Source organism: Haloarcula sp. CBA1115 (assembly GCF_000827835.1).
GTDB lineage: Archaea > Halobacteriota > Halobacteria > Halobacteriales > Haloarculaceae > Haloarcula > Haloarcula hispanica.
Genome location: NZ_CP010531.1, coordinates 57,985 through 78,391, shown reverse-complemented (window position 1 = coordinate 78,391; position 20,407 = coordinate 57,985). Strand labels below are relative to the sequence as shown.

At 58.0% G+C, this 20,407-nt stretch carries 13 protein-coding genes; 10 read left to right on the top strand and 3 right to left on the bottom strand.

Annotated features, from left to right (window positions below; all coding sequences use genetic code 11):
* Window positions 1-409: 409 nt before the first annotated feature.
* The 5 genes from SG26_RS19060 to SG26_RS19040 all read left to right on the top strand — a co-directional run bounded on the left by SG26_RS19060 (window position 410) and on the right by SG26_RS19040 (window position 11,699).
* Window positions 410-4,267: an ATP-binding protein gene (locus SG26_RS19060; RefSeq protein ID WP_154020823.1), complete on the top strand. Its 3,858-nt coding sequence runs from the start codon at window positions 410-412 to the stop codon at window positions 4,265-4,267.
* Between the two features lie 248 nt (window positions 4,268-4,515).
* Window positions 4,516-6,204, top strand: coding sequence for a hypothetical protein (locus SG26_RS19055; RefSeq protein ID WP_154020822.1), 1,689 nt, complete (start codon window positions 4,516-4,518; stop codon window positions 6,202-6,204).
* 146 nt (window positions 6,205-6,350) lie between these two features.
* Window positions 6,351-7,652 (top strand): DNA repair exonuclease, encoded by a 1,302-nt coding sequence (locus SG26_RS19050; protein WP_050038516.1) that lies wholly within the window; start codon window positions 6,351-6,353, stop codon window positions 7,650-7,652.
* A complete protein-coding gene (locus SG26_RS19045) occupies window positions 7,649-11,125 on the top strand; it encodes an AAA family ATPase (protein ID WP_050038515.1) in 3,477 nt (1,158 codons plus the stop codon). The genes SG26_RS19050 and SG26_RS19045 overlap by 4 nt, the downstream gene beginning before the upstream one ends.
* 163 nt (window positions 11,126-11,288) lie before the next feature.
* Window positions 11,289-11,699 carry a hypothetical protein gene (locus SG26_RS19040; protein ID WP_050038514.1) on the top strand — a complete coding sequence of 137 codons (411 nt, stop codon included), beginning with the start codon at window positions 11,289-11,291 and terminating at the stop codon, window positions 11,697-11,699.
* 349 nt (window positions 11,700-12,048) lie between these two features.
* Here the strand turns inward: SG26_RS19040 and SG26_RS19030 are convergent, their stop codons facing one another.
* Window positions 12,049-12,654, bottom strand: coding sequence for a hypothetical protein (locus SG26_RS19030; RefSeq protein WP_050038512.1), 606 nt, complete (start codon window positions 12,652-12,654; stop codon window positions 12,049-12,051).
* A gap of 139 nt (window positions 12,655-12,793) precedes the next feature.
* On the opposite strand from SG26_RS19030, the gene SG26_RS19025 reads away from it, so the two are divergent.
* From SG26_RS19025 to SG26_RS19015, 3 genes are all read left to right on the top strand, one after another.
* Window positions 12,794-13,579 (top strand): hypothetical protein, encoded by a 786-nt coding sequence (locus tag SG26_RS19025; RefSeq protein ID WP_050038511.1) that lies wholly within the window; start codon window positions 12,794-12,796, stop codon window positions 13,577-13,579.
* Between the two features lie 148 nt (window positions 13,580-13,727).
* Window positions 13,728-15,302: a hypothetical protein gene (locus SG26_RS22235; protein ID WP_369804317.1), complete on the top strand. Its 1,575-nt coding sequence runs from the start codon at window positions 13,728-13,730 to the stop codon at window positions 15,300-15,302.
* Between the two features lie 71 nt (window positions 15,303-15,373).
* The gene (locus SG26_RS19015; protein WP_050038510.1) at window positions 15,374-15,835 is read left to right on the top strand and encodes a hypothetical protein; all 462 of its coding nucleotides are present in this window, start codon (window positions 15,374-15,376) and stop codon (window positions 15,833-15,835) included.
* Between the two features lie 151 nt (window positions 15,836-15,986).
* Here SG26_RS19015 and SG26_RS19010 read toward each other — a convergent pair whose 3' ends face one another.
* Both SG26_RS19010 and SG26_RS19005 read right to left on the bottom strand, forming a co-directional pair.
* The gene (locus SG26_RS19010; RefSeq protein ID WP_050038509.1) at window positions 15,987-16,997 is read right to left on the bottom strand and encodes a GNAT family N-acetyltransferase; all 1,011 of its coding nucleotides are present in this window, start codon (window positions 16,995-16,997) and stop codon (window positions 15,987-15,989) included.
* 111 nt (window positions 16,998-17,108) lie between these two features.
* Window positions 17,109-19,037, bottom strand: coding sequence for a hypothetical protein (locus SG26_RS19005; protein ID WP_050038508.1), 1,929 nt, complete (start codon window positions 19,035-19,037; stop codon window positions 17,109-17,111).
* 319 nt (window positions 19,038-19,356) lie between these two features.
* On the opposite strand from SG26_RS19005, the gene SG26_RS19000 reads away from it, so the two are divergent.
* Both SG26_RS19000 and SG26_RS18995 read left to right on the top strand, forming a co-directional pair.
* Complete coding sequence (locus SG26_RS19000; RefSeq protein ID WP_154020853.1) at window positions 19,357-19,773, top strand: hypothetical protein; 417 nt, start codon at window positions 19,357-19,359, stop codon at window positions 19,771-19,773.
* A gap of 87 nt (window positions 19,774-19,860) precedes the next feature.
* The gene (locus tag SG26_RS18995) at window positions 19,861-20,388 is read left to right on the top strand and encodes a hypothetical protein (protein WP_154020820.1); all 528 of its coding nucleotides are present in this window, start codon (window positions 19,861-19,863) and stop codon (window positions 20,386-20,388) included.
* The last annotated feature ends 19 nt before the right edge of the window (window positions 20,389-20,407 follow it).

Genomic DNA, 20,407 nt, shown 5'->3' with positions numbered 1-20,407 from the left:
TTCGTGGACGGTAGTCCTGACTGGTCGCTCGTGGCATCGGTCACCGCTCCTACGACGTGACCTTCTTTCCGAACATGCACACGCTAACCCACAATCGACTGTATAGCCACCTCAGACACCGACTCCGTGCAAGAGACCGCTCACATCAGTGGTCGGTGAGGACTCAAAAGAGGTGGTCCCCATGACGAACGGGTCGGGACCGTCTCGTAGGTCCGGTTCTGGAGGACGCGAGCCACGACTTCCGAACATTGATGACTCCGAAATCCAGAATGCGGTTTCGACACGGATCCACGGTCGTACGAGTGACGACTCGGGCCCAAGTTCGGAGGACGCAACACCTGCTGACAGAGCCGAAGGGGATCACCCAGATTCCTCTCCGAGTGATGCACTATCCCAGTCGGACCACGATTTGAGGGGAGACGATTCTGATAGACTTTCAGACGACTCTACTGACGACGACGATGGATTCCGCCCGTATATCAAAATCACGCCGGCTCGTGAGCAAGTAACGCCGGACCACGTCGTCAAGGGACTCTATGGCCTCTACCGGGCTGGGAGTGGCCGAGAGATGCCGTTCCATCTCGAACGCCGGCTTTCGTTCGTGAGCACGCAGCGGACGTTCGAGTTCCTGATTCACAAGCCAGCAGATACCCGCCGATTCGACTTCTACCTCGGCGTTCGGCCCTACGAGGTCGAGGCTCTCGAACACCTCGCAGCGAACGTCCGGGCGATGTATCCCGAGAGCTTCCACTTCGAAATCGTCCCGTTCGCCACGACCGATATCTTCGTCGACGACGTCGAGCCTGCTGGTGCGACGCTCGCGGATCTGGCCGCGTTCGAAGGTATCGATGAACTCGTTGAACTGGACGGATTCGAACCAGACCTTCTCGATACACCTGACGATACTGGCGACGAATCTCGACGTGGCGCGAATGGCGACCCGACGCCGCCGGCGATGGTTCGATGGGAGGGCGTTGAGACGAAGAACAACGACTGGATGACGTTGCTCTCGCAGTTCAGCGAGATCTCGGTCGACATCGAGGATTCGTTCCGGTCGCCCCTGAGCGTCCTCCTCGAACAGGCAACCGAGACGGACGAACCGTTCGTCTTCCAGGTCGTCTTCACGCCTCGTCGTGACTGGACGAAGGAAGCAGAGGTCCAGAAACGGAACCTCAAGATGGGGACTACTGGCGTCTTCAGTTCGTTCAAACAGGAGGCTGCCGCGATGATCCTCGGCACGTCTGAAGAGGAGCGTCGGCAGCGTCACCGGCCAGATACACCCGAGCAGATCGGGGGCACCATCTCTGGCGGGGGTGACGGCCAATCGACGCGACACAGCCGAATGGGGCAGATTGACCTGAAGCAGCCGACCGTGACGTTCGACGTGTCCCTACGAGCAGCCGGCGAAGCGAGCGTTGTGAACGGCGTCACTGGCGCATTCACCGCTCTGAGCGGGCCGTACTACGGCGTCGAGGGGGCAAGCGTCAGTCGGGTGGGCCATGAGTTCGATGCGCTCTGCCGGTCGCGACTGAGCCCGACGAGTATTCGAGAGCGTTTCCAGAGCAAGAACCCGATCATCGTCGCTAGTCCAGACGAGCTGGCGAACTTCGTAACTGTACCCAGCACGGGCGCGCTTCCGAAGGCGAGCCGTGGTGCGTCTGGTGGCGCTCCAGACGCTCGCTCGCCGCTCACCGCGACCGACGAAGAGTTGCTCGCGGAATTCGACTCTGGGATGTGCATCGGTGAGGCTGAAACGGCATCTCCCGACCGCGACAACATCCCCATCAGTCTCACTGCGGAGCAACTCACCCATCACGTCCTTAGGGCGTCGACGACGGGTGGCGGGAAGACGACAGCGATGATCAACGACGGTCTCAGCGCGTACGACGAACTCGACGGGTCGATCTTCATCTTCGACAAGAAGGGCGGCAGTATGGCGACAGAGTACAAACGAGCGCACTTCCGGCAGTTCGGCGACCTCGACGACATCGTCCATCTCCCGGTTCCAGGGCCGAACGGCGAACTGCCCGCGTTCCCGTTCTTCGACATACGACCCCAGATCGCGGCTGGCATGAGTCGTGAGGCAGCTGTTCAGGAAAAGATCGACCGCTACAACGAACTACTGGAGTACGTCCTCGGTGACGAACATCACAACCAGGCGTTCGTTGCACAGGAGATCCTCAGCAACCTCATTGGTGCATTGTTCGACCCGGTGTACGGCCAGGATGCGTACGCCATCAGCGACCTCCTCGATGCGGCCACGAAGATGCAGACCGAGCAGACGATTCCAGAGGTCAGCGATCCGGAGCTTCACGCGACGCTCATGCGCCACTTCAGTGCCGAGGAACGCCGGTTCGCCACGTCTATCGATGCCGTTCTCAACCGCATCACGAAGCTGAAAGAGCGGGACTTCATCTGGCGAATGCTGAACTTCGTTCCCGAATGGGACGGCGAAGCCCAGCGGTATGCTGACGAGCAGATGTTGCTCGATCTCGATGGGCTCCTCGACTCGAAGTCGGTCGTGCTGATCGATACCGGCGAGTTCCGACCCGCGTCGAGCAACGTCTTCACGGTGCTTATGCTGGATTACCTCTGGTCGTGGGTGCGACTCCGAAAGCGATGGAACCGGACTGTCCTTGACCCTGCCGACGGTTACTGTGTGAACCTGATCATCGACGAGGCCGCACCGATTATGCAGTCCAGTCTCGTTCGTGACGAGATGATTCCTGACGCCCGTGAGTTCGCTCTCGCGTTCGAGCTCATCGTTCACTTCCCGGAGCAGGTCAAACGTGACGCACTCGATACGCGGGCCTACAAGGAAATCCTCCGCAACATCAACACCAAGCTCATCGGTAAGCTCGCAATCGACGACGAGCTGGCGACGACGCTGTTCCACGAAGAACTCGACGCCGCCGCCCTCTCGAATCGGATCGCGTCACTCCCTCGCGGTGAGTGGCTCGCACAGCTACCCGACACCGGCTTTATGACCGACACGCCGGAACTGGTGACACTCAAGCCGCTACCCGTCCCGGACGGACACAGCGACGGAGAGGAGTCGGTCGACGCGGGCACGTACAGCCCGACGGCAGAGATGACTTTCCAGGAGGCAGACGAACTCCAGTGGTCACGTACTCGATTCACGTACTGTCTCGTCCCCGGCGTCAACAGTCCGCCAGACGCCGCCCAGCGTGCAGCCCGCTATGGAACCGGCCCGATGAACAGCGCGACAACTGAACGACCTCCGACGCCTCCGGACAGAGACCAGAATGCCGAGCGGCCGGACTCCGGAGAAATAGACGAGCCTCGGAACTCGGATGAACACGACTCTCAGGTGGAGACCCATCCCGACTCTGCTATTGGCGGGGCTTCCAACGAGTTCGGAACCGTTCTCGGAACCGGCTCGCCATCACAGGCTCACTTGGATGATCCGAAGGAGAGAGAAACCTCGGGAACGGAGAGTCCTCCCGCAGATACCACAAACCACGTCTCTGATCTTCCAGCGACACCTGAGATTGCTAAGAACCCCGACCAGGAGAGTGGCCTGACAGACACATCACGGCAGTTCCTTCGAGACGTGATCGCAGGGATCAACGGCGAACTGGATGGGTACGATCTGACGCAGTCGATGACGGCTATCCGGGATGCGATAGAGGGAGAGGTCGACGAAGAGCAGTTGGTGGAAGACGGACTCCTCGAAATCCAGCGTGTGTACGGTCGGAAGTATTACTACGTGCCTCCAGCGGGACAGGCCGCAGTCAGCAGGAAGATTTACGCGGGCCGGAACAACGGAGACCTCTTCGAGAAAACGGCTCACAAGGTCTACGTCGAGTACATCGCTCGCCATCTGCGAAACCGGGGGCTTCTCGTCGAAACCTATTACGAGCCGATGGCTGGCGGGATGGTCTTCGACGTCGCCGCATTCCTTCCACGTGACGACGGAAGCCGAACGCTTGCGGTGATCGCTGAGGTGGTGACGAATATCCGTCCGGAATTGATGGTTAAACACTACGACGACCTCGCGTCGTTCGAGGGGGTCAGGAAGATGTGGGTAGTCCCGCATACGGACGTCGCCCACGAAATCATCAGAGCACTGGCCGATGCTGGACGTCTTGAGAACGTACCCCACAAAACTACCAAGAACTATGCACGTCTCTCCGAGGAGGCGTTCGACAATCCCCGCGAATGGCGATTCGTCGGCGGTCGCAATATCATCGAATCAGTCGATCAAGCTGAGGAGGACTCCGAGGACGATGACCTGCGCCACTAGCTGGGCGCACCGTGTGCTCTATAGCATCTCTAAAGCAACCTCCTGCCTTCCTGCGTCTATCGGCGAATCACCTAGAATAGGTCTTGGCAGGGGAGGGAACGCAGATCCGCTCCAAGGACGCACAGTCATACGGTTTTGGGCGCACCAGTCCAGTTCGAGAGAGGAATCGAGCGCACGCCGGCGCACCGAGGTTTATCGCGATGCCGAATCGGCTGTGGAGACGACCGAAGCAGTTCCCCGTTCCATCCATGTCCAGCAGTGAAATCGACGAGCGTCTGATCCCAGACAGATTGACCGAGTGTGAGCAATGGATTTGTTGGCAGGAGGTCGAACGTGATGGGAAGCCGACAAAGGTTCCGATCAAGCCCTATCATACCAGTGGGACCTCGAACGCCAGTGCGACGGACCCCGCTACGTGGCGTGATCTCCAGAGCGCGCTCGAGTTCCATCAGAGCGACCGCGTCGATACCGATGGGATTGGATTCGTCTTCGCCTCCGAGACATCTATCGTCGGCGTTGACCTGGATGACTGCCGTGATCCTGCTACTGGTGACCTCACTGACTGGGCTCGTGATATCGTCGACCGACTCGATTCCTACACCGAGGTTTCTCCATCTGGCCGCGGTGTTCACGTCCTTCTTGAGGGGGAACTCCCGCCAGGACGCAACCGGCGTGGTGACGTCGAGATGTACGAAGAAGCTCGCTTCTTTACCGTCACGACCGACCACGTCAAAGGAACGCCTGAGACGATTGCTCGCCGGCAAGACGCACTGCTCGGTGTACACTACGAATACGTTCAGTCCTCACCCGATTCGGATACTGGGGCAGTTGACCTCGATCAGGCAATCGACGCGGCAGCGAAGAATGGGAACGAAGCGTCGGATGGCGAACCGACTGGTGATTCACCCGCTGGAGAGTCGGCTGATGAGAAATCACAGGCCATCGGTTCGAAGTCGAGTCTGTACACTCGCTATGGCCTCGATTTCCCGGACATAGAAGATTCGGCGCTCGAAGTCGCACTGCACAGTTGCAGCGTAGATGTCCTTCCCGATGATCCCCCGACTACACTCGACGAAATCGCCGGTCCTGGGGTCGAACTCGACGATGACGCACTCCTCCAGCAGGCGATGGCCTCGAAAAGTGGCGACACCATCGCAGCACTCTACGAAGGGGATAAGGAACTCTGGGCGTCACCCGAGAGCCGATATCCCTCGCAGTCGGAGGCAGACATGGGGCTGTGTTTCTACCTGGGGTTTTGGACCGGTGGCGATCCCGAACGGATGGATCGCTTGTTCCGGGATTCCGGCCTCTACCGGGGAAAGTGGGATCGGGTCCACTTCGCGAACGGCGCGACGTATGGAGACGTGTGTATCGCTCGGACGCTCCTGACTATCGACGACTACTACACACCGCCAACGGGCCGAGAGCGTTCAACACCTGATGACCGAGACGAAAACCTAGGTGAGACGGCACTCTCGGAGGAGCCAGGTCATAACACTGTTTCTGATCCTGTGGATACTGACGCCGTTGACGACGCTCGTCGTTTAGCCGCAAAGGTACAACGTCAGCAGCGTGACCTTGACGAGAAGCGTGAGCGGATTGCAGAATTAGAGAGTCGGCTTCGTCAGTATCGGACAGTTCTCGGGATTGACCCTGCCAGCGAGAGGACTCTCCTCAGAGAACTGAGGGACACAGACACTGTCACCAGCAGCGGGAGTCGAAGCCACCCTAGCCGCCAGTCCTGGACTAGACGACACGGCGACAGTGACTCCCAAGACGGTGCCGAACTACAGTCGAATGGACAGGGCCAGCCCGATCGCGAGGACACGGCTACTGATGATGTACTCCCCTCTCATGAAGAACTCAGTGGGACATCAGATGAGGAGAAGCCATCCTCGAGTGGATTACTCGATCGCCTTCGGCGGCGACTGTCTTGAGACGCCGCCAATAACGAACTGCTGCACCCGGTTTCAACAACTGGCGTTACGTGGATCTGGATATCTATCGGCTCCCAGTAGTTCAGGAATGGGTGACATTTATTTATCCGTAACTTGTGCTTCTATCTCACTGTCTAGTCGCACTCATGAAGGACGCCCTGGAACTACTGTACACAGGAGATCTCCACCTCGGCCGTCACCCGAGTCGAATTCCGGATGATTTGGATGGTCCGGAGCTGTCGCCGAAAGCTGTCTGGCTGTCGACGGTCCAGGAAGCAATCGACCGGGACGTCGACGCGGTCGTGATTGCTGGTGATGTCGTCGATCAGGAGAATCGCTATTTCGAGGCGTACGGCGCGTTCGAAGACGGAGTTGCACAACTCGACGAAGCGGGGATTCCAGTCGTCGTGGTAGCCGGGAACCACGACTTCGATGCGCTCCCTGATATGGTCGATAACCTCGACGCTGACACGCTCCAATTCCTCGGGAGAGACGGGCAGTGGGAACGCTGGACGCTCGAACGGGACGGCGAGCCCATCGCCCACTTCGATGGCTGGTCGTTTTCGGCTGAACACGTCTACGAGTCCCCGCTCGATGAGTATGACCTCCCGGCGACCGATGACGCTCCTCAGATCGGAGTACTTCACGCCGACCTCGACTCGCGAGGCAGCCGGTACGCACCGGTTCTGTCGAGCGAACTCCGCGACACCGCGGCAGATGCCTGGTTACTCGGTCATATTCACAGTCCAGGCATCCAGATCGACTCGCGTCCACTGGCGTTGTACTCGGGCTCGCCACAACCCCTTGACCCAGGAGAACAGCGGGCCCACGGCCCGTGGACGATTACGATACCCGAAAACGGAGACGTACAAGCTGACCAGATGCCCCTGGCATCCGTTCGCTACGACCAGGTTACGGTCGACGTGTCCGAGGTAGACGACCCACATGAAGCGACCGCTGTAATCTCGGAGGAGATCAAAGACCACGTTCGATCCGAACTCGACACGAGATCGCTGGAGCTCAGCCTCGTTCGCGTTCGTCTCACCGGACGGACGGATGCGCACTCGTCGCTCGTCGAGCAGCATCGATCGATGGAGCGTGACCTCGGATTCCGGGAAGGCTCGGTTTCCGTCCGGATCGAATCGATTGATGTCGATACCCGCCCGGCAATCGATCTCGAAGACCTTGCAGAAGGGGACAATGCAGCTGCGTACCTCGCTGACCTCCTGCTCGAAATCGAGAACGGTGATCCTCACGAAACCTACAGCGAGGTAGTCGATGACTCGCTAGGCGCTGTACGGCAGACTCATAGTGCGAATGCGTACAACCCGCTCCGACGCGAAACCGACCTCGAAGATCCGGACGACGCTGACGCTATCGAGCATCTCGAACAGCAGGCACGGGTGCTGCTCGATACCCTACTCAGCCAAAAGGAGGGTAACGCATGACCAGGGACCCGATCTGCTTCGAGGAAATCCAGATCGTCCAAGCTCCTGGGTTCGAAACTGGCGGCTTCTCTGTCGACGACCTGTGCTCCGGCATCAATGTCGTTCACGGGCCGAATGCGGCAGGAAAGACGACACTCGCTGAGTCGCTCGAATGGCTTTGCTGGCCCGAGACCGCCGACGAACGTGCATCCCTCGTGGGGCAGCTCTCACTGAATGGTGAAGCCTGGCGAGTCGAAGTCGACAATGGGTCCACGAGCTACCAGCGTGACGGCCAGGAGGCGAACGGTCCGAGCCTCCCTCCGGCCGATCAACGCGACCGCTACCGTCTCTCCCTCCACGACCTCCTCCAGCGAGACAACAACAACGAGTCGTTCGCCGAGATAATCGAGCGAGAATCAGCTGGTGGGTACGATCTCTCTGCAGCATACGACGAGCTCGGGTATTCGGATTCCCCGAGTCGGGCCAACAGGAACGTCGTCCAGAACGCCAAGGGAGCGATTCAGGAGTTACGTGAGGCGCGGAACGACGTTTCCGAACTACGCCAAGAGCAGACCGAACTCTCCCGCTTACGTAGTGAACTGGAGGCAGCGCGTCGAGCACAGGAGCGCTCCGAACTGCTCGAGCAGGCGATCGACTACGCACAGGCGAGAAACGAGCTGGAGCAGGCTGAATCGAGGCTCGACGAGTTCCCCGATATTTTAGAGCAGGTCGACGGAGACGAAATCGAGCGTGTTCGGTCCCTCGAAGATGACATTGACGAGTGGATCGACAAAAAAGACGAGGCCGAAAAAACGAAAGCGGACGCTCAGGACCGGCTCGATGAGGCTGATCTTCCTGAAGAAGGCCTCCCGACAGGCCGTATCGACCATCTGAAAGAGCTTCGCGATGACCTCGATTCTGCGGAGGACCGGAAACGCGATCTCGAAGGAGAGTTGGCTGACGCAAAACGGCAGCGAGAAACTGCCCGAGAAGACATTCCCCTCGATGTCGATACCGAGGACCTTGTTGGCCTGGAGCCCGTCACGTGGAAGACCGTCTCGAAGTTCGCACGAGAGGCCGAGGAACTCCAGTCCGAGCGTGAAACCCGGGAGGCCGTCCAACGACTTCTAGAGGACGGGGAGCATCCTGAGCCCGATCTACCCACGCTCCAACGTGCGAGTCAGTCGCTGGAGGAATGGCTGGCTGCGTCCGTTTCTACGGAGTCGAACGACGGTTCGGAAGCATTCCGTATCGCCACGTTCTCGGCGATTTCCCTAGCCTCGACGGGCATCGCGCTCGGTCTACTGGTGCATCCACTGCTGTTCTCAATCCTGGTCGTCGCCGCTGGCATCTTCTGGTATGGGCTGCGCGCTCGCTCACAGTCCGCAGACGGAGGGAATTCACGAGAACCGCACCGTGAGTCGTTCGAGAAAACTGGTCTGAAGCCGCCAGAGACCTGGTCCGAGGATGCGGTTCGGTCCCGTCTGATCGGACTGTACGACGCAATCGCAGAGCACAAGCTGGCCGAGCGACGGTCCGAATGGCGCGATAGCCTGGCGACGGATTCGGACACGCTCGAACAGAAGGAGCAGGATCTGGAGGAAACACGTGCCAAACTTCAAGATCAGTTGGGCGCCGCGCCAGATGCGTCTGATGTCGAACTCGCCGTGATCTCCAAGCGAGTCCTCGACTGGCAGGAAGCCCACGACGAGGTTGAAGGGATTCAAGAGAGCATCGACACTGTCGACGAGCAGCTCGAGACCGCCCGTGAAGACCTCCAAGCGAAACTCGATCCCTACGGCTACGACGGCGTCCAGAGTTCCGGTGAGGCGACCGAGGCAATCCGGAACCTCGAGAACCGCGAACAGCAACGCGAAACCGCACAGCGGGACCTCGACCAGGCTACGAAGACGATTCAGGAAGCGACCGAGAAGATAGATGCGCTGGAGGACGAACGCGACGAAATCTTTGCGGAACTGGAGCTCGACCCCGATGACCACGATTGGTTGGAGGAACTCTGTGAGCAGGTCGAAGCATACGACTCGGCTGCGGAGGCTGTACGAGAGGCCGAAATCAGGGCGAATACGGAGGCCGAAGAACTCGAAAGCTACCCAGAATTCGAACCGGACCTTAAGGAGCAGGAGACTGCTGACCTCAGAGAGGACCTCCGTGAGGCGGAACGAACTGCCGAGGATTTCGACGACCTGCAGTCACGGATTGCCGATATCAAGGCGGAGATCAGACAGGCAAAGTCCGACGACCAAGTTGAAACGGCGCTCGCAGAGCGTGACCGGGCGCTCGATGACCTGAAAGACCAACTCGAGGACGACTGTGCTGCGATGGTCGGCGACGTCCTGGTGGAGCACGTTCAGGAGGCGACAATGGAGACCAGTCGCCCTGATGTCTTCGAGCGTGCTCGTGAAATCTTGGCGACGATCACTCGTGGGCGGTATCGGTTGGACTTCGACGAGAATGAAGCCGAGTTCCGTGCGTTCGACGAATCGAAACAGAAGGGACTCGCGCTCGACGAGCTTTCGAGCGGTACTCGGGTCCAGGTCTTGCTCGCCGTTCGGATCGCCTTCGTCGAACAGCAGGAGCAGGGCGTTCGGATCCCGCTCCTCCTCGACGAAACTCTCGCCAACACAGACGACCGCAGGGCGAAGACCATCATCGAGTCGACGATTGAACTGGCGAGGAACGGCCGTCAGGTCTTCTATTTCACCGCACAGGGCGACGAAGTAGCAAAGTGGACTGCTGCACTGGAGAGCACGAACGGTGTTGACCACGAGATTGTCGACCTTGCAACGGTTCGCGATGTCGACGATTCGGTCTACATTCCCGATCTGGAATCTGTCGAATCGTTCACTCCGAAAGCACCCAGTCCCGACAGTCACGACCACGACTCGTATGGGGACGAACTCGCGGTGGACTCGTTCAATCCGCACCGTGGCGTTGGGACAGCGCACCTGTGGTACGTGGTCGACGATGTCGAAACCCTCCGTCAACTCCTGGAGCTCGGAATCGAGCACTGGGGACAGCTGAACAACTTGCTCCAGTGGGGGAACGGCGACCTCTCCTCAGTTGATTCCGACCAGATAACGGTCGCAGAGCAGAATGCTGTGGCGCTGAGCGAGTTCGTCGACGCCTGGAAGGTTGGTCGTGGCGAACCCGTCGATCGAGAGGTTCTCGAAGCCTCTGGCGCCGTGAGCAGCAACTTCATCGACGAGGTCACTGCCCTTGCCGAATCGGTCAATGGGGATGGCAGACAGATCGTCGATGCCCTGCACAGTGGCGAAGTGAACCGCTTCCGTAGCGGGAAAGCGGACAAGCTGGAAACGTACCTCGAAGAGAACGGGTACATCGAACCTCGTGATACGCTGGACAAAGGCCAGATTCGTGCCCGCGTCATCGAGCGCTACGTCGACGAAGGTATCTCCCGCGACGAGGCCAAAGACAGGACCGACGAACTGCTGGCACGCCTAAGTGGATCCTGATTTTTCTCAGAACTATTGGAGCCCCCATTACCTGTCAGAATTGTGTGCTACATACGCCGCTCGTAACCATCAGAACCTCAGCTCAGATCGTGTCTGACGGACTCTTTAGTGGCCAAGATTGCAGAAAGCTATACACTTGACTTCCACCAACGGTCCAGATACGATGGTACGCCCTGACCCTGGGACGCTTCAAGACGCGGCCCGCTACGCTGAGTCGGTGGCTGATCGCGGCATAGACACGACCAACGCCAAGGCACTTGCTAAGATGCGGAACGCGCTTATCCGTCTGGAGAAAGTGGCTGAAGAAGCACGAAAGCAGGTGGTTGAACCTGCGTTAGATGAGGAAGTGGACGTTGGAGATAGCGTGGCCGGCGTGCAAAGACTGGAGGGCGAGCGGCCAACTGTGACGGACAATGCGGCTGCCCTAGAGATGCTCGAGGACGCCTGCGTTGATCCAGCGGAGGTTGTGAGAATTAACCCCAAGCAATTCGTCGACGCTGTCGATGGAACCGGCGTCGACCCAACGGTGGTCATTGATCGCGAGGAGTACACATTTTACCGCCGGGACGGGTGAGTGAGCGAGCAGGCCAAAGAAACTCGATAGAACCGATTCTCCCAGACTGATCTCCGGCTCGGTGGCCTGCTAGCGACTGATTCTGGGACTTACCATTTCCAAGGAGATGAGAAGAACGAGAGCGTGAGCGGCGACAAACACCGTGATAGCGTATCGGTGTGCCTGCGCTTGTACTCTGATTCCTCCTTGGAGAACAACGATGTCTAGCTCTGTTGCCTCGACCTGCAGGACCGTGTACAGACCATCACTGACGCACTTGTCGCCTGCTACGAGGACCGAGCCAAGCTCCCGGTTAGTCTCAAGACCGAGGACGTGCCGGATCTGATGTGCGCTATATGCACTTACAGTCTCACGGGAGAAATTCAACACCACGCTCGGACAGTTTTTCTCCCAAGAATGAAGCCGCCTGAAGAAGTCCGCCGAAGGCAACTAGACCAAATCCTACTAGTACGACCTGAGCTTGGGCGACTGAAGGAATAAAGTCCGATAATGCAGTTTGTGTGAGCAGTAACATTATTCCAACAGAGAATACGACCATCCCCCATCGGAGGAGCTTGTCGCCGATATCATGAACACTACGGTAGATTGTCCTTGGTTGGTAGTCTGGAAGTTTTGCTGAAGCGAACTCCCGAGCTTTTTCTGTCGAAATGTCCTCCGATTTGATGGAGTCGATGTTCGTGATTATTTCTGGAGAATCCGCTTCTCCTCCCGTGTCTTGATCTTTTGGGACCCAGAAAATATGTGCCCCACTCGCGTCGTATCGACCTATTCTCCCATCGTCAACTAATGACCTCAACCGATCTCGCATTGCTTGCTCTGAATACCCTAGTTCCTCCTGGATGACTTTCCGTTCAATAGCCGGACTATCGGTGGTTTCAATTAGTGCCTTCACAGTGGCCACGATCTCCTCATCGCTCTTATCGGGAGGTCTTCCCGGACTATCGCCCTTCCCCATGTCAGATTGGGTTTATTGTGCAACCACCAATAGAATACCGCCCCCCTCACAATCGATACTGTGGGGCCGCAATACATTCGCATCTCAACAATAATCTATATAAATAGTGTAGCAGGTTGTATTCCGGTTCGAAGCGAGAATGAGTGGAAAAACAGAAGCATTGAGCTCCGGAAAGAGAGGGGCGAAAAAGGACCAGAAGCAGTTGGTACTGAAAGCAGAAAACCATGCCAGTCGAGAGGACTACGAAGAGGAACTGGAACTGATGCGGGATGGGATTGAGTCGTTGGTTATGGAAGGGAGCGAAAATAACCCCGAATGGGGCATCACCGAGGGATGGTTCCAGCAGGCGATAGGCGGGATGTTCTACGTGATGGGCCCGCTCTACATTTCGAAAGAAAGCTTGGTCGAATTCGCCAAGTACCAGGATGCAGATCTGTACTTCACTCGGGAAAGCGATGCTGAAGTCCTTCGGAACGCTCCCCGGTTGGTCAGATGGTTTTCAGCTTTCCTCTACTTCATCATGCTTCCAAGTAGCGTGGTGGTCGGCCTAATTTGGGGTCCAGTCCAGGGTGCTTCCCTCCTATTGGCCAGTTTCGGTATCCCGGTGTTGACGATTCGAATATACAACACTCGGTTCAACCGGGGGGAGAGAAACCGGGACGAACTAATGGCCAATAAAATTCAGGAGGCCTTAGAAACGAACGATTCGGTTTTGGCAATCGTCGGCCATGCCCATGCAGACGGCGTGATGGACGCACTCCCGGACGATCTGGACGTGGACCACCATCCAACCCAATCTAAAGGGTTGACCGCTAGCGGCATCTGGGACTTCACGGTGCGAGGCTTCCAGATGATTTCTCTACTGTTTTTCCTTTACTTGGCTATCCTCTGGGCCGTGGTGAATTTTGTACTTCCATTCATCTAACCTTCTCCGTGGCCTGCTGGCGACTGATTCTGGGATTTATCATACCCAAGGGGATGAGGAGAATCAGAGAGGGAGCGACGAAAACACACTCTGATAGCGAATCGGTGTGTCTCGAACGCTTACTCCAGTTCCTCCTCGGAGAACAACGATGTCCAGTACTGTTGCCCCTGACCTGCAGGATCGTATCCAGACCATTAGCGACGCATTTGCGGCGTTCGACGAATCCCGAGTTACCGGCGGAAGTGACCCGACGTTCGTCCTTAACCAGCGCGATATCGAGGACCAATTGGAGCGGATGTGCGCCTATCGAGTTCCGATGGACGAGGCTGTTCGAACCGTCGTTCGGAAGGCGTGTACCGATGCCGACCTCGACCGCGACGATCTCACTGACGACCTCGCCAAACTGGCTGGCTACGGCGGACGTCCCCAGAAGGCTGCTCGGACGATGCTCAACAGCATCGATGAGGCCGACAAGTGGGTCGACGTCGTCGCCGAAGTCGTCGAACTGTGGGAGCCCCGGAGCGACAAGATCGCCCAGGTCGGACTGCTGGGCGACGAGTCTGGCCGACTCAAGTTCGTCGCGTGGGCCAGTGCCGACCTGCCCGAACTCGAAGAGGGTGGCACCTACAAATTCGAGAGCGTCGTCACCGACGAGTACCAGGGCCGGTTCTCGGTGAGTTGCAACTCCGCTACCTCGATCAGCGAGACAGACCAGTCCATCGAGGTCAGCGACGGCACGATCGAAGTCGTCGGGAGCGTCGTCGACGTCCAGGAAGGTTCGGGCCTCATCAAGCGCTGTGGGCAGGGCGACTGCACTCGCGTTCTCCGGAACGGCCGGTGTGCCGAACACGGACAGCGTGACGGCGACTTCGACCTTCGGATCAAGGCGATCCTCGACGACGGCGAGCGGTCGGTCAGCGTGCTGTTCAACGAGGAAGCCACGGAAGCAGTCACCAGCATCTCGTTGGACGATGCGACGACAATGGCGATGGATGCACTCTCGACCGATGTCGTCGCCGACGAGATCAGCGAGCAGCTCCTGGGTCGCAGGTTCCGGCTCACTGGTAGCGTCTTCGGGACGTACTTCCTCGTAGATGAGGCTGAAGAGACCGACGCTGTGTCGGCTGGGCTGGATGCAGATGCAGTCGTACCCGCGCTCACCCAGCGCCAGCCAGCGACGCGGCTGTTCGCTGAGGAGCTCAACGCGACTACGCACACGTTCCAAGAATCCGACGAAGAGCGCGCTCCTGTGTACGGCCTGACGCCAACTGGGATCGGCATCAACCGGGTGTTCGTCGTCGGGACGCTTACTGAGACGGCTGACGTCGGTAACGATTCGGAGTACTGGCAGGGGAAGGTGTTCGCAGCTAGCTCCCCTGTCTACGTCTACGCCGGCCAGTACCAGCCTGAAGCGATGGCAGCGCTCCGAGCTGCGGAGACGCCCACCTACGTCGCTATCGTCGGCAAGCTTCGGACCTACGAGTCGGGAGATCGGGTCAACGTCGCCATCGAGCCAGAGTCGATCACCGAGGTTGATGAGTCGACTCGGGAAGCGTGGGTTGCTGAAGCGGCGGCTCAGACCAGTGGCCGGATTGGGGCGTTCGAGGCTGAAGAGGCCCCGTTCGGTGCTCAGGCACAGGAGGAATACGGTGAAAGCCTCGATGACCTCCGAGAGGCCGTCGTCGCTATTGAGGACGGCAACTCTCACGACACCGAAGTATAGACGCGGTCGTTCAGAATCTATTTCTTCCATTTTCCCCTCAGTTATATGGAAGCTCTTTCCGAACTCCGTCTATGCTCGTCCCTGAGGAGTACATCATTGAGGAGACCGAGATCGACGAGCGGGAATTTGAGCGGGACCCTCCGGGTGTCCACCTTCGATATAATCATACGGAGCCGTCCGTCATCAGTGACGGCGTCGACTTTATCGCTGTCATCGAACAGGGTGGCGACGAGTTCCGGATCGACTATTGGGGATACGCCTTCGGCCGGATGTACATCACTTCCGAGGGCGTTCAAGAACTCGGTCAGCGACTCTCCTACGAGGACGATGAGATCCCTTCGTGGACACTTGACCCCGAGACTGTCGACGCCAATGACCCGCCATGGTGGTTGCCTGATGGCACCGCTATCGATCCCACAGTTGCTTGTGATAACTGTGAGGAGACCGTTTCGGTGCGGGAGGTCGTCACTCCACGCCGGCCGCCAGTGGACATGGAAGGAGCCGTATTCTGTCGAGATTGTTGGGAACAGTAATTGCTCGTATTGCTTTGTTCTCTCGCTGGAGTGAAGAGAAAGCCGATGTCGGCTCTCTTGTTACCCCACAAATCCTATTTCCCTTTTGTCGTGGGGTAACGGCTGTTCTTTGATCTTCTAAAGTGCCTCGAACTCGGAGAGTGAAGCACCTCTACCCAAACGCGAGGGGGGTCAGATTATGAACTTCGCGTGCTGGTCCGGAGGCTCTATCAAGGTGTCCTATTGAGGAGAGGACAGCTTTTCCTCCAGATGTCGGCTCATCTGCGAAGTAGTGCTCTGAACCGCAGACGTTCTCATACCAACCAGAAACGAGATCGGCAGCGAGTCCCTGTCCTCTGTACTCCTCCCTGATATACAACTGCGACAGTATCGGACCTCGTTCGTGAGGTTCCCAAGTAAGATATCCAACCACCGTGTCGTCCAACACGTAGCACAGTGCGTGTTGGTAATCGTGCTTGTAGGTACTCACAACCTCTTCGGACCGAGAACCGATGTGTGACAGGACAAGAAGTGCGTCTTGGACGCGAACAGGGCCGCTAGGGGTATGATGTATCGCGTATGCATCCTCGTTGTCGAAGTCTACTATGGATTCGTACGAAAGGTCACCACCAAAGAGCCAGTCCGCAGAGAACAACTTGTTCAGTGAGGCTTTCTTCCCATGCCGATATCGGCCGTAAATTCGGAAACAGTCTTCACATGAGACGAAGCGGAACTCTTCCTCATCGAAGTCCTCACCGAGTTCCATATTTTCGTTTTCAACCAGAACCTTGTTTGAGGACATGCGATCGCAAGTGCATTCAGCGGGGTCAACTGGTGGATCACGGCTTGCCTCTCCAAGAACACTCATCGCGCTCGATAAACCGGTTACCGACTCGACTTCCTCAATATAGTCGGATTGGAGCTGAAGAATTGCATCGCTGTCCGTCGCTGGGATGAAAACTGCGCGCAGTTCGCCGTCAACGTACTGGGCGAAAGGTTCCGCTGAGAGGTCTGCTTCACCGAATTGAGTCCAAGCACCGTTCGACTGGTACGAGAAAACAGCGCGACGATCGGTGAACAAGACACTGCCAATCTGAACCGAGCCAAACTGACGCCGGTGTTCGACCTCCATTTCGACGACGAGCGTTTCTTCTTCCTCCAGCACACGTTCCGCAGATGACATTGGTGAGGTGTACTGATTCAGGGGAGAATAATCTTGGTGTGCTGAACATTCGGCAATGGGAAAAGGGGTTAGGATTCTAAGTCTCGGAGAGACTTTTTGTGCTACTTGGTTCTACGTCGTTCTCGTCACCTGCTGTTTCGTCGCTGTCTCCGACGCAGTCGAACGATTCTGCGCAACTACTTCGACATCATCCTGCGCGAGCCACCAGTCGGGCATCCAGTCCGCGATCGGGAACACCCAGCTTTCGGATCCTCGCCAGTACGCGATTGGATTCCTCGGCACGGCTGTTCCGCTGATTGAGGGCTTCGATTTCCGGTGTGGTCTCGTTCGTCGTGACTCTACGGATTCGGTCTGATGGTGCGTCGACGCTGATTCGTCGTCTGAATCGCCAGGCGCCTGTTCGAGGATCGTGATTTCGCTATCGCGTCGAGTCTCGAACGTTGCTTCGTTCCCGTACCAGCCCTTGTGGACGTTCTCGACACGCACGAGGTCACCGACCGTCAGTTCGGGGAACCGGTGTGATCGGATGAGCGTGCGGCCACCGAAGTCCGTCGGGTCTGGCGTCGGGCGCGTCTCGTCCCATTCAGACTTCTTCCAGATTGCGAAACGAATCGTCCCGGTCTCGTCCTGAAGGACGCCGGCCTGCTTGATTCCGGGGTGAGTGTTCTCGAAGAGGATCGAAACACGACCCTGCGTGGAGAACCTTCCCTTCGTCTGTGCAGTCGACATATATCGGACGTTGCCGATTTTCTGGACGTTCTGGGGATCGTTCGCTTCGTCTTCGGCCTGTCTGAGCAGCGCATTCGTCGGCTCGACGCCGCGGTTGACACGCTTTGCGAGCGCGAGTGCGAGCGTCAGCGGACTCTTGCGCACCTCGTAGACCTTCTCGAAGTCGTCACTCAGGAGTCGGTGCGCCATCGCACAGACTTCCTCGTGTTCGTCGGGGTCCAGCTCGAGCAACGGGCGAAGGCGGTCCTTTTTCGCCTGTTTCGCTCGTTTCTCTCTGGCCTCGGCGAGTTCAGCCGCAGTGAGCCGGGTCGCTGCGAGTTCGTCGAAGCGTTTGTTCAGCCACTTCGCGTGACCGACTAGCTCGACGTCGTCGCTCAGCTCGCCAGGGTGGCAGATGCCATCCGTGACTTTCCGTTTCTCGGCCTCCAATGCGAGTGATCGCTCGATGGACTCCAGAGAGCTGCCTGCGAACTGCTCGGGTTCCGTGACCAGGTCACCGAGACGAACGTATTCGCCATCGGGGAGCAAGACCTCCAGATCGGCGGTCTCGAGTCCCGTGGTTGTCTCCATCCGCTCAGCTTGGTCGTGGGTCTCTGCGTCGTCCGGTCGGTCGTACGCTTGCAGTCGGCTTTCGGCCGAACCGTGTGCGGCCGAGTTCGAGTGGCGGCCAGTGGTCGTCACTCGGTGGTCGACAGCCTTCGAAGTGGGCGTCGACGGCGTGTGTGCAGTCGTGCGGCCGGCGGATTCGTCGAGACCACTGGCGACACCAACGACTTGTTCGCCGGTCGGATCGACGAATTTTGAGCTGGCGTTACCAGGGTGCCACGATGCGAGATCGCCTGCTGAATCGGGCTCGATGAGCGCGTCAGCGGGCTGGCCGTTCGCGTTCGTTCGGGCTCTCATGAGCTGTCCTCGTTCTGGGACGATGGGGTAGCCATCAGACGTGTACCCGTACAGTCCATCAACGGGTTCTGCACGCGTCCCGAAGTCAGTCTTCGCTGCCGTCCGCTCAGTGTAGACGTCACCGTCTTTGTGCTTGTCCGTTGCGACCTCGGGGTCGGTTCGGGAGTCAGCGTCGGATGGGGCGTCCATGAGCGCCCAGAGGAGTCCTGCCAGTCTTGCGACCAGCCGAGTTCTCGTCGTGGGGTCAGTGGTGGAGCGGCGCTGCTCCTTGTCCTCCCGGTAGGTCCGGAAGTAGGGAGAGCGACCGTCTTCAGTCCGCGTCGTTGCGGTCCCATGTCCTTCGTTCGTCTGTTTCGTCGCCGCTATCGTCGCCGATAGGTTCTTATCCTCAGTGTTGCTACTGTTCATTGGAATACCTACATTCCATTCGTGAGGCTCTAGTCAGCCTCACATTCTACACTGCGTAGCGGAGCATAGGTATATCGCCAATTGAGCTACTGGTATCGGTTTTTTCGAAGGAATACCCACATTCCCCCCACACTTCGATTGCTGTTCAAACGACAGGCTGGTGTCTCTTCATAGTGAAATAGTCCAAGTGCATCCTTTTCCTGATTTTATCGACCCCGAAAGGGGTGAGGAATAGGAAATGCACATGCTCATCAGAGTTCTCGTTCCGGCGGTCGATAGCTCAGAGGCAATTAGTACAGCTCGGTACGCACTCGACCGAATGATTGGAATCGGTGACGGAGTGTCGACGGCGTTCGACTACTACAAAACCCTAGATGAATCGACGGCTCGGTATCGAGACCATCCCCGCTACGATGGCCTCGATCCAGCGCTGCCCCTGCAGTCAGAGACGGGGAGACAACTCCTCGAAGACGCCGTCGAGACACAAGAAGCGTGGTTCCGTGGGACACTCGACAAGCTACGAGTGAAACTCGAGTCTCTCGATTGTGAGTCCGTGATGGACGACGTCGACCTTACTCGGTTCGATTGTTATCGACTCGGCCAGTTCGCCGGGCCGTCTGTCTGGATCTACGACCAACACGGTGCTGGCCTTCGCTCTCGGTCAGCGGTCGAACAGCATCTCGATCACAACAGTGATGACGAGTTCTGGGTGGTTCCCGCTGATGTCCACTACTGAGCCTTCTATCCGGATTTTATCTTCGACAAATCGGTGTGGGTCGTGTACTTTGGACTCACTGACTCCGGAGTTGTCCGCGGAGGCTCGATGAGCTTCTATGCGACCGTAGTCGGGTACATCCAGTACCGGAGCCAGACGTTCCTCGATGCCGCACTCGACAAGTTACGACATGGAGGCTGGCTCGACACGGAGAACCGATGGAGAACCGACGGTCGGTCTGGAGGACACGGCCACCTATCCTCAGTGGATTCCGAGAACCTACTCCTGGTTGTTCCGTCGGATCTGTACCGAAATCTCGCTCGAATTTCGACCAGCCTGTTCGTTGGAGCAACCGACGGCGTCCTCGTGATCAGCTCCGTGGATGGGTGCTTCGATGCGTGGGTGGAACGACCACTTCCTGCAGTCGCTGCTCCAGATCCCACGACAGACGCGATCACGAGTATCGAAGCAGTCGATCTCGAAGCGTTTGCGCGAAAATACGATCTCGGTGTGAAACGGTTCGAAGCCTCGGCTCCTGGCGAATACGCAGCTTGGCAGAATCAGGTTCTCCGGGCATTCCACCGTGAATTCGACCCGGAACTTCCGCCCAACCTGACTGGCCCCGACTTCGAGTAATCCGCTTCCAGAGTTCCAA

What these genes read in the sequence shown, in the direction of transcription:
- SG26_RS19055 (WP_154020822.1), top strand. Translation starts at nt 4,516, where the DNA reads ATGTCCAGCAGTGAAATCGACGAGCGTCTGATCCCAGACAGATTGACC.
- SG26_RS19030 (WP_050038512.1), bottom strand. Translation starts at nt 12,654, where the DNA reads ATGGGGAAGGGCGATAGTCCGGGAAGACCTCCCGATAAGAGCGATGAG.
- SG26_RS19045 (WP_050038515.1), top strand. Translation starts at nt 7,649, where the DNA reads ATGACCAGGGACCCGATCTGCTTCGAGGAAATCCAGATCGTCCAAGCT.
- SG26_RS19050 (WP_050038516.1), top strand. Translation starts at nt 6,351, where the DNA reads ATGAAGGACGCCCTGGAACTACTGTACACAGGAGATCTCCACCTCGGC.
- SG26_RS19010 (WP_050038509.1), bottom strand. Translation starts at nt 16,997, where the DNA reads ATGTCATCTGCGGAACGTGTGCTGGAGGAAGAAGAAACGCTCGTCGTC.
- SG26_RS19005 (WP_050038508.1), bottom strand. Translation starts at nt 19,037, where the DNA reads ATGAACAGTAGCAACACTGAGGATAAGAACCTATCGGCGACGATAGCG.
- SG26_RS18995 (WP_154020820.1), top strand. Translation starts at nt 19,861, where the DNA reads ATGAGCTTCTATGCGACCGTAGTCGGGTACATCCAGTACCGGAGCCAG.
- SG26_RS22235 (WP_369804317.1), top strand. Translation starts at nt 13,728, where the DNA reads ATGTCCAGTACTGTTGCCCCTGACCTGCAGGATCGTATCCAGACCATT.
- SG26_RS19040 (WP_050038514.1), top strand. Translation starts at nt 11,289, where the DNA reads ATGGTACGCCCTGACCCTGGGACGCTTCAAGACGCGGCCCGCTACGCT.
- SG26_RS19025 (WP_050038511.1), top strand. Translation starts at nt 12,794, where the DNA reads ATGAGTGGAAAAACAGAAGCATTGAGCTCCGGAAAGAGAGGGGCGAAA.
- SG26_RS19015 (WP_050038510.1), top strand. Translation starts at nt 15,374, where the DNA reads ATGCTCGTCCCTGAGGAGTACATCATTGAGGAGACCGAGATCGACGAG.
- SG26_RS19000 (WP_154020853.1), top strand. Translation starts at nt 19,357, where the DNA reads ATGATTGGAATCGGTGACGGAGTGTCGACGGCGTTCGACTACTACAAA.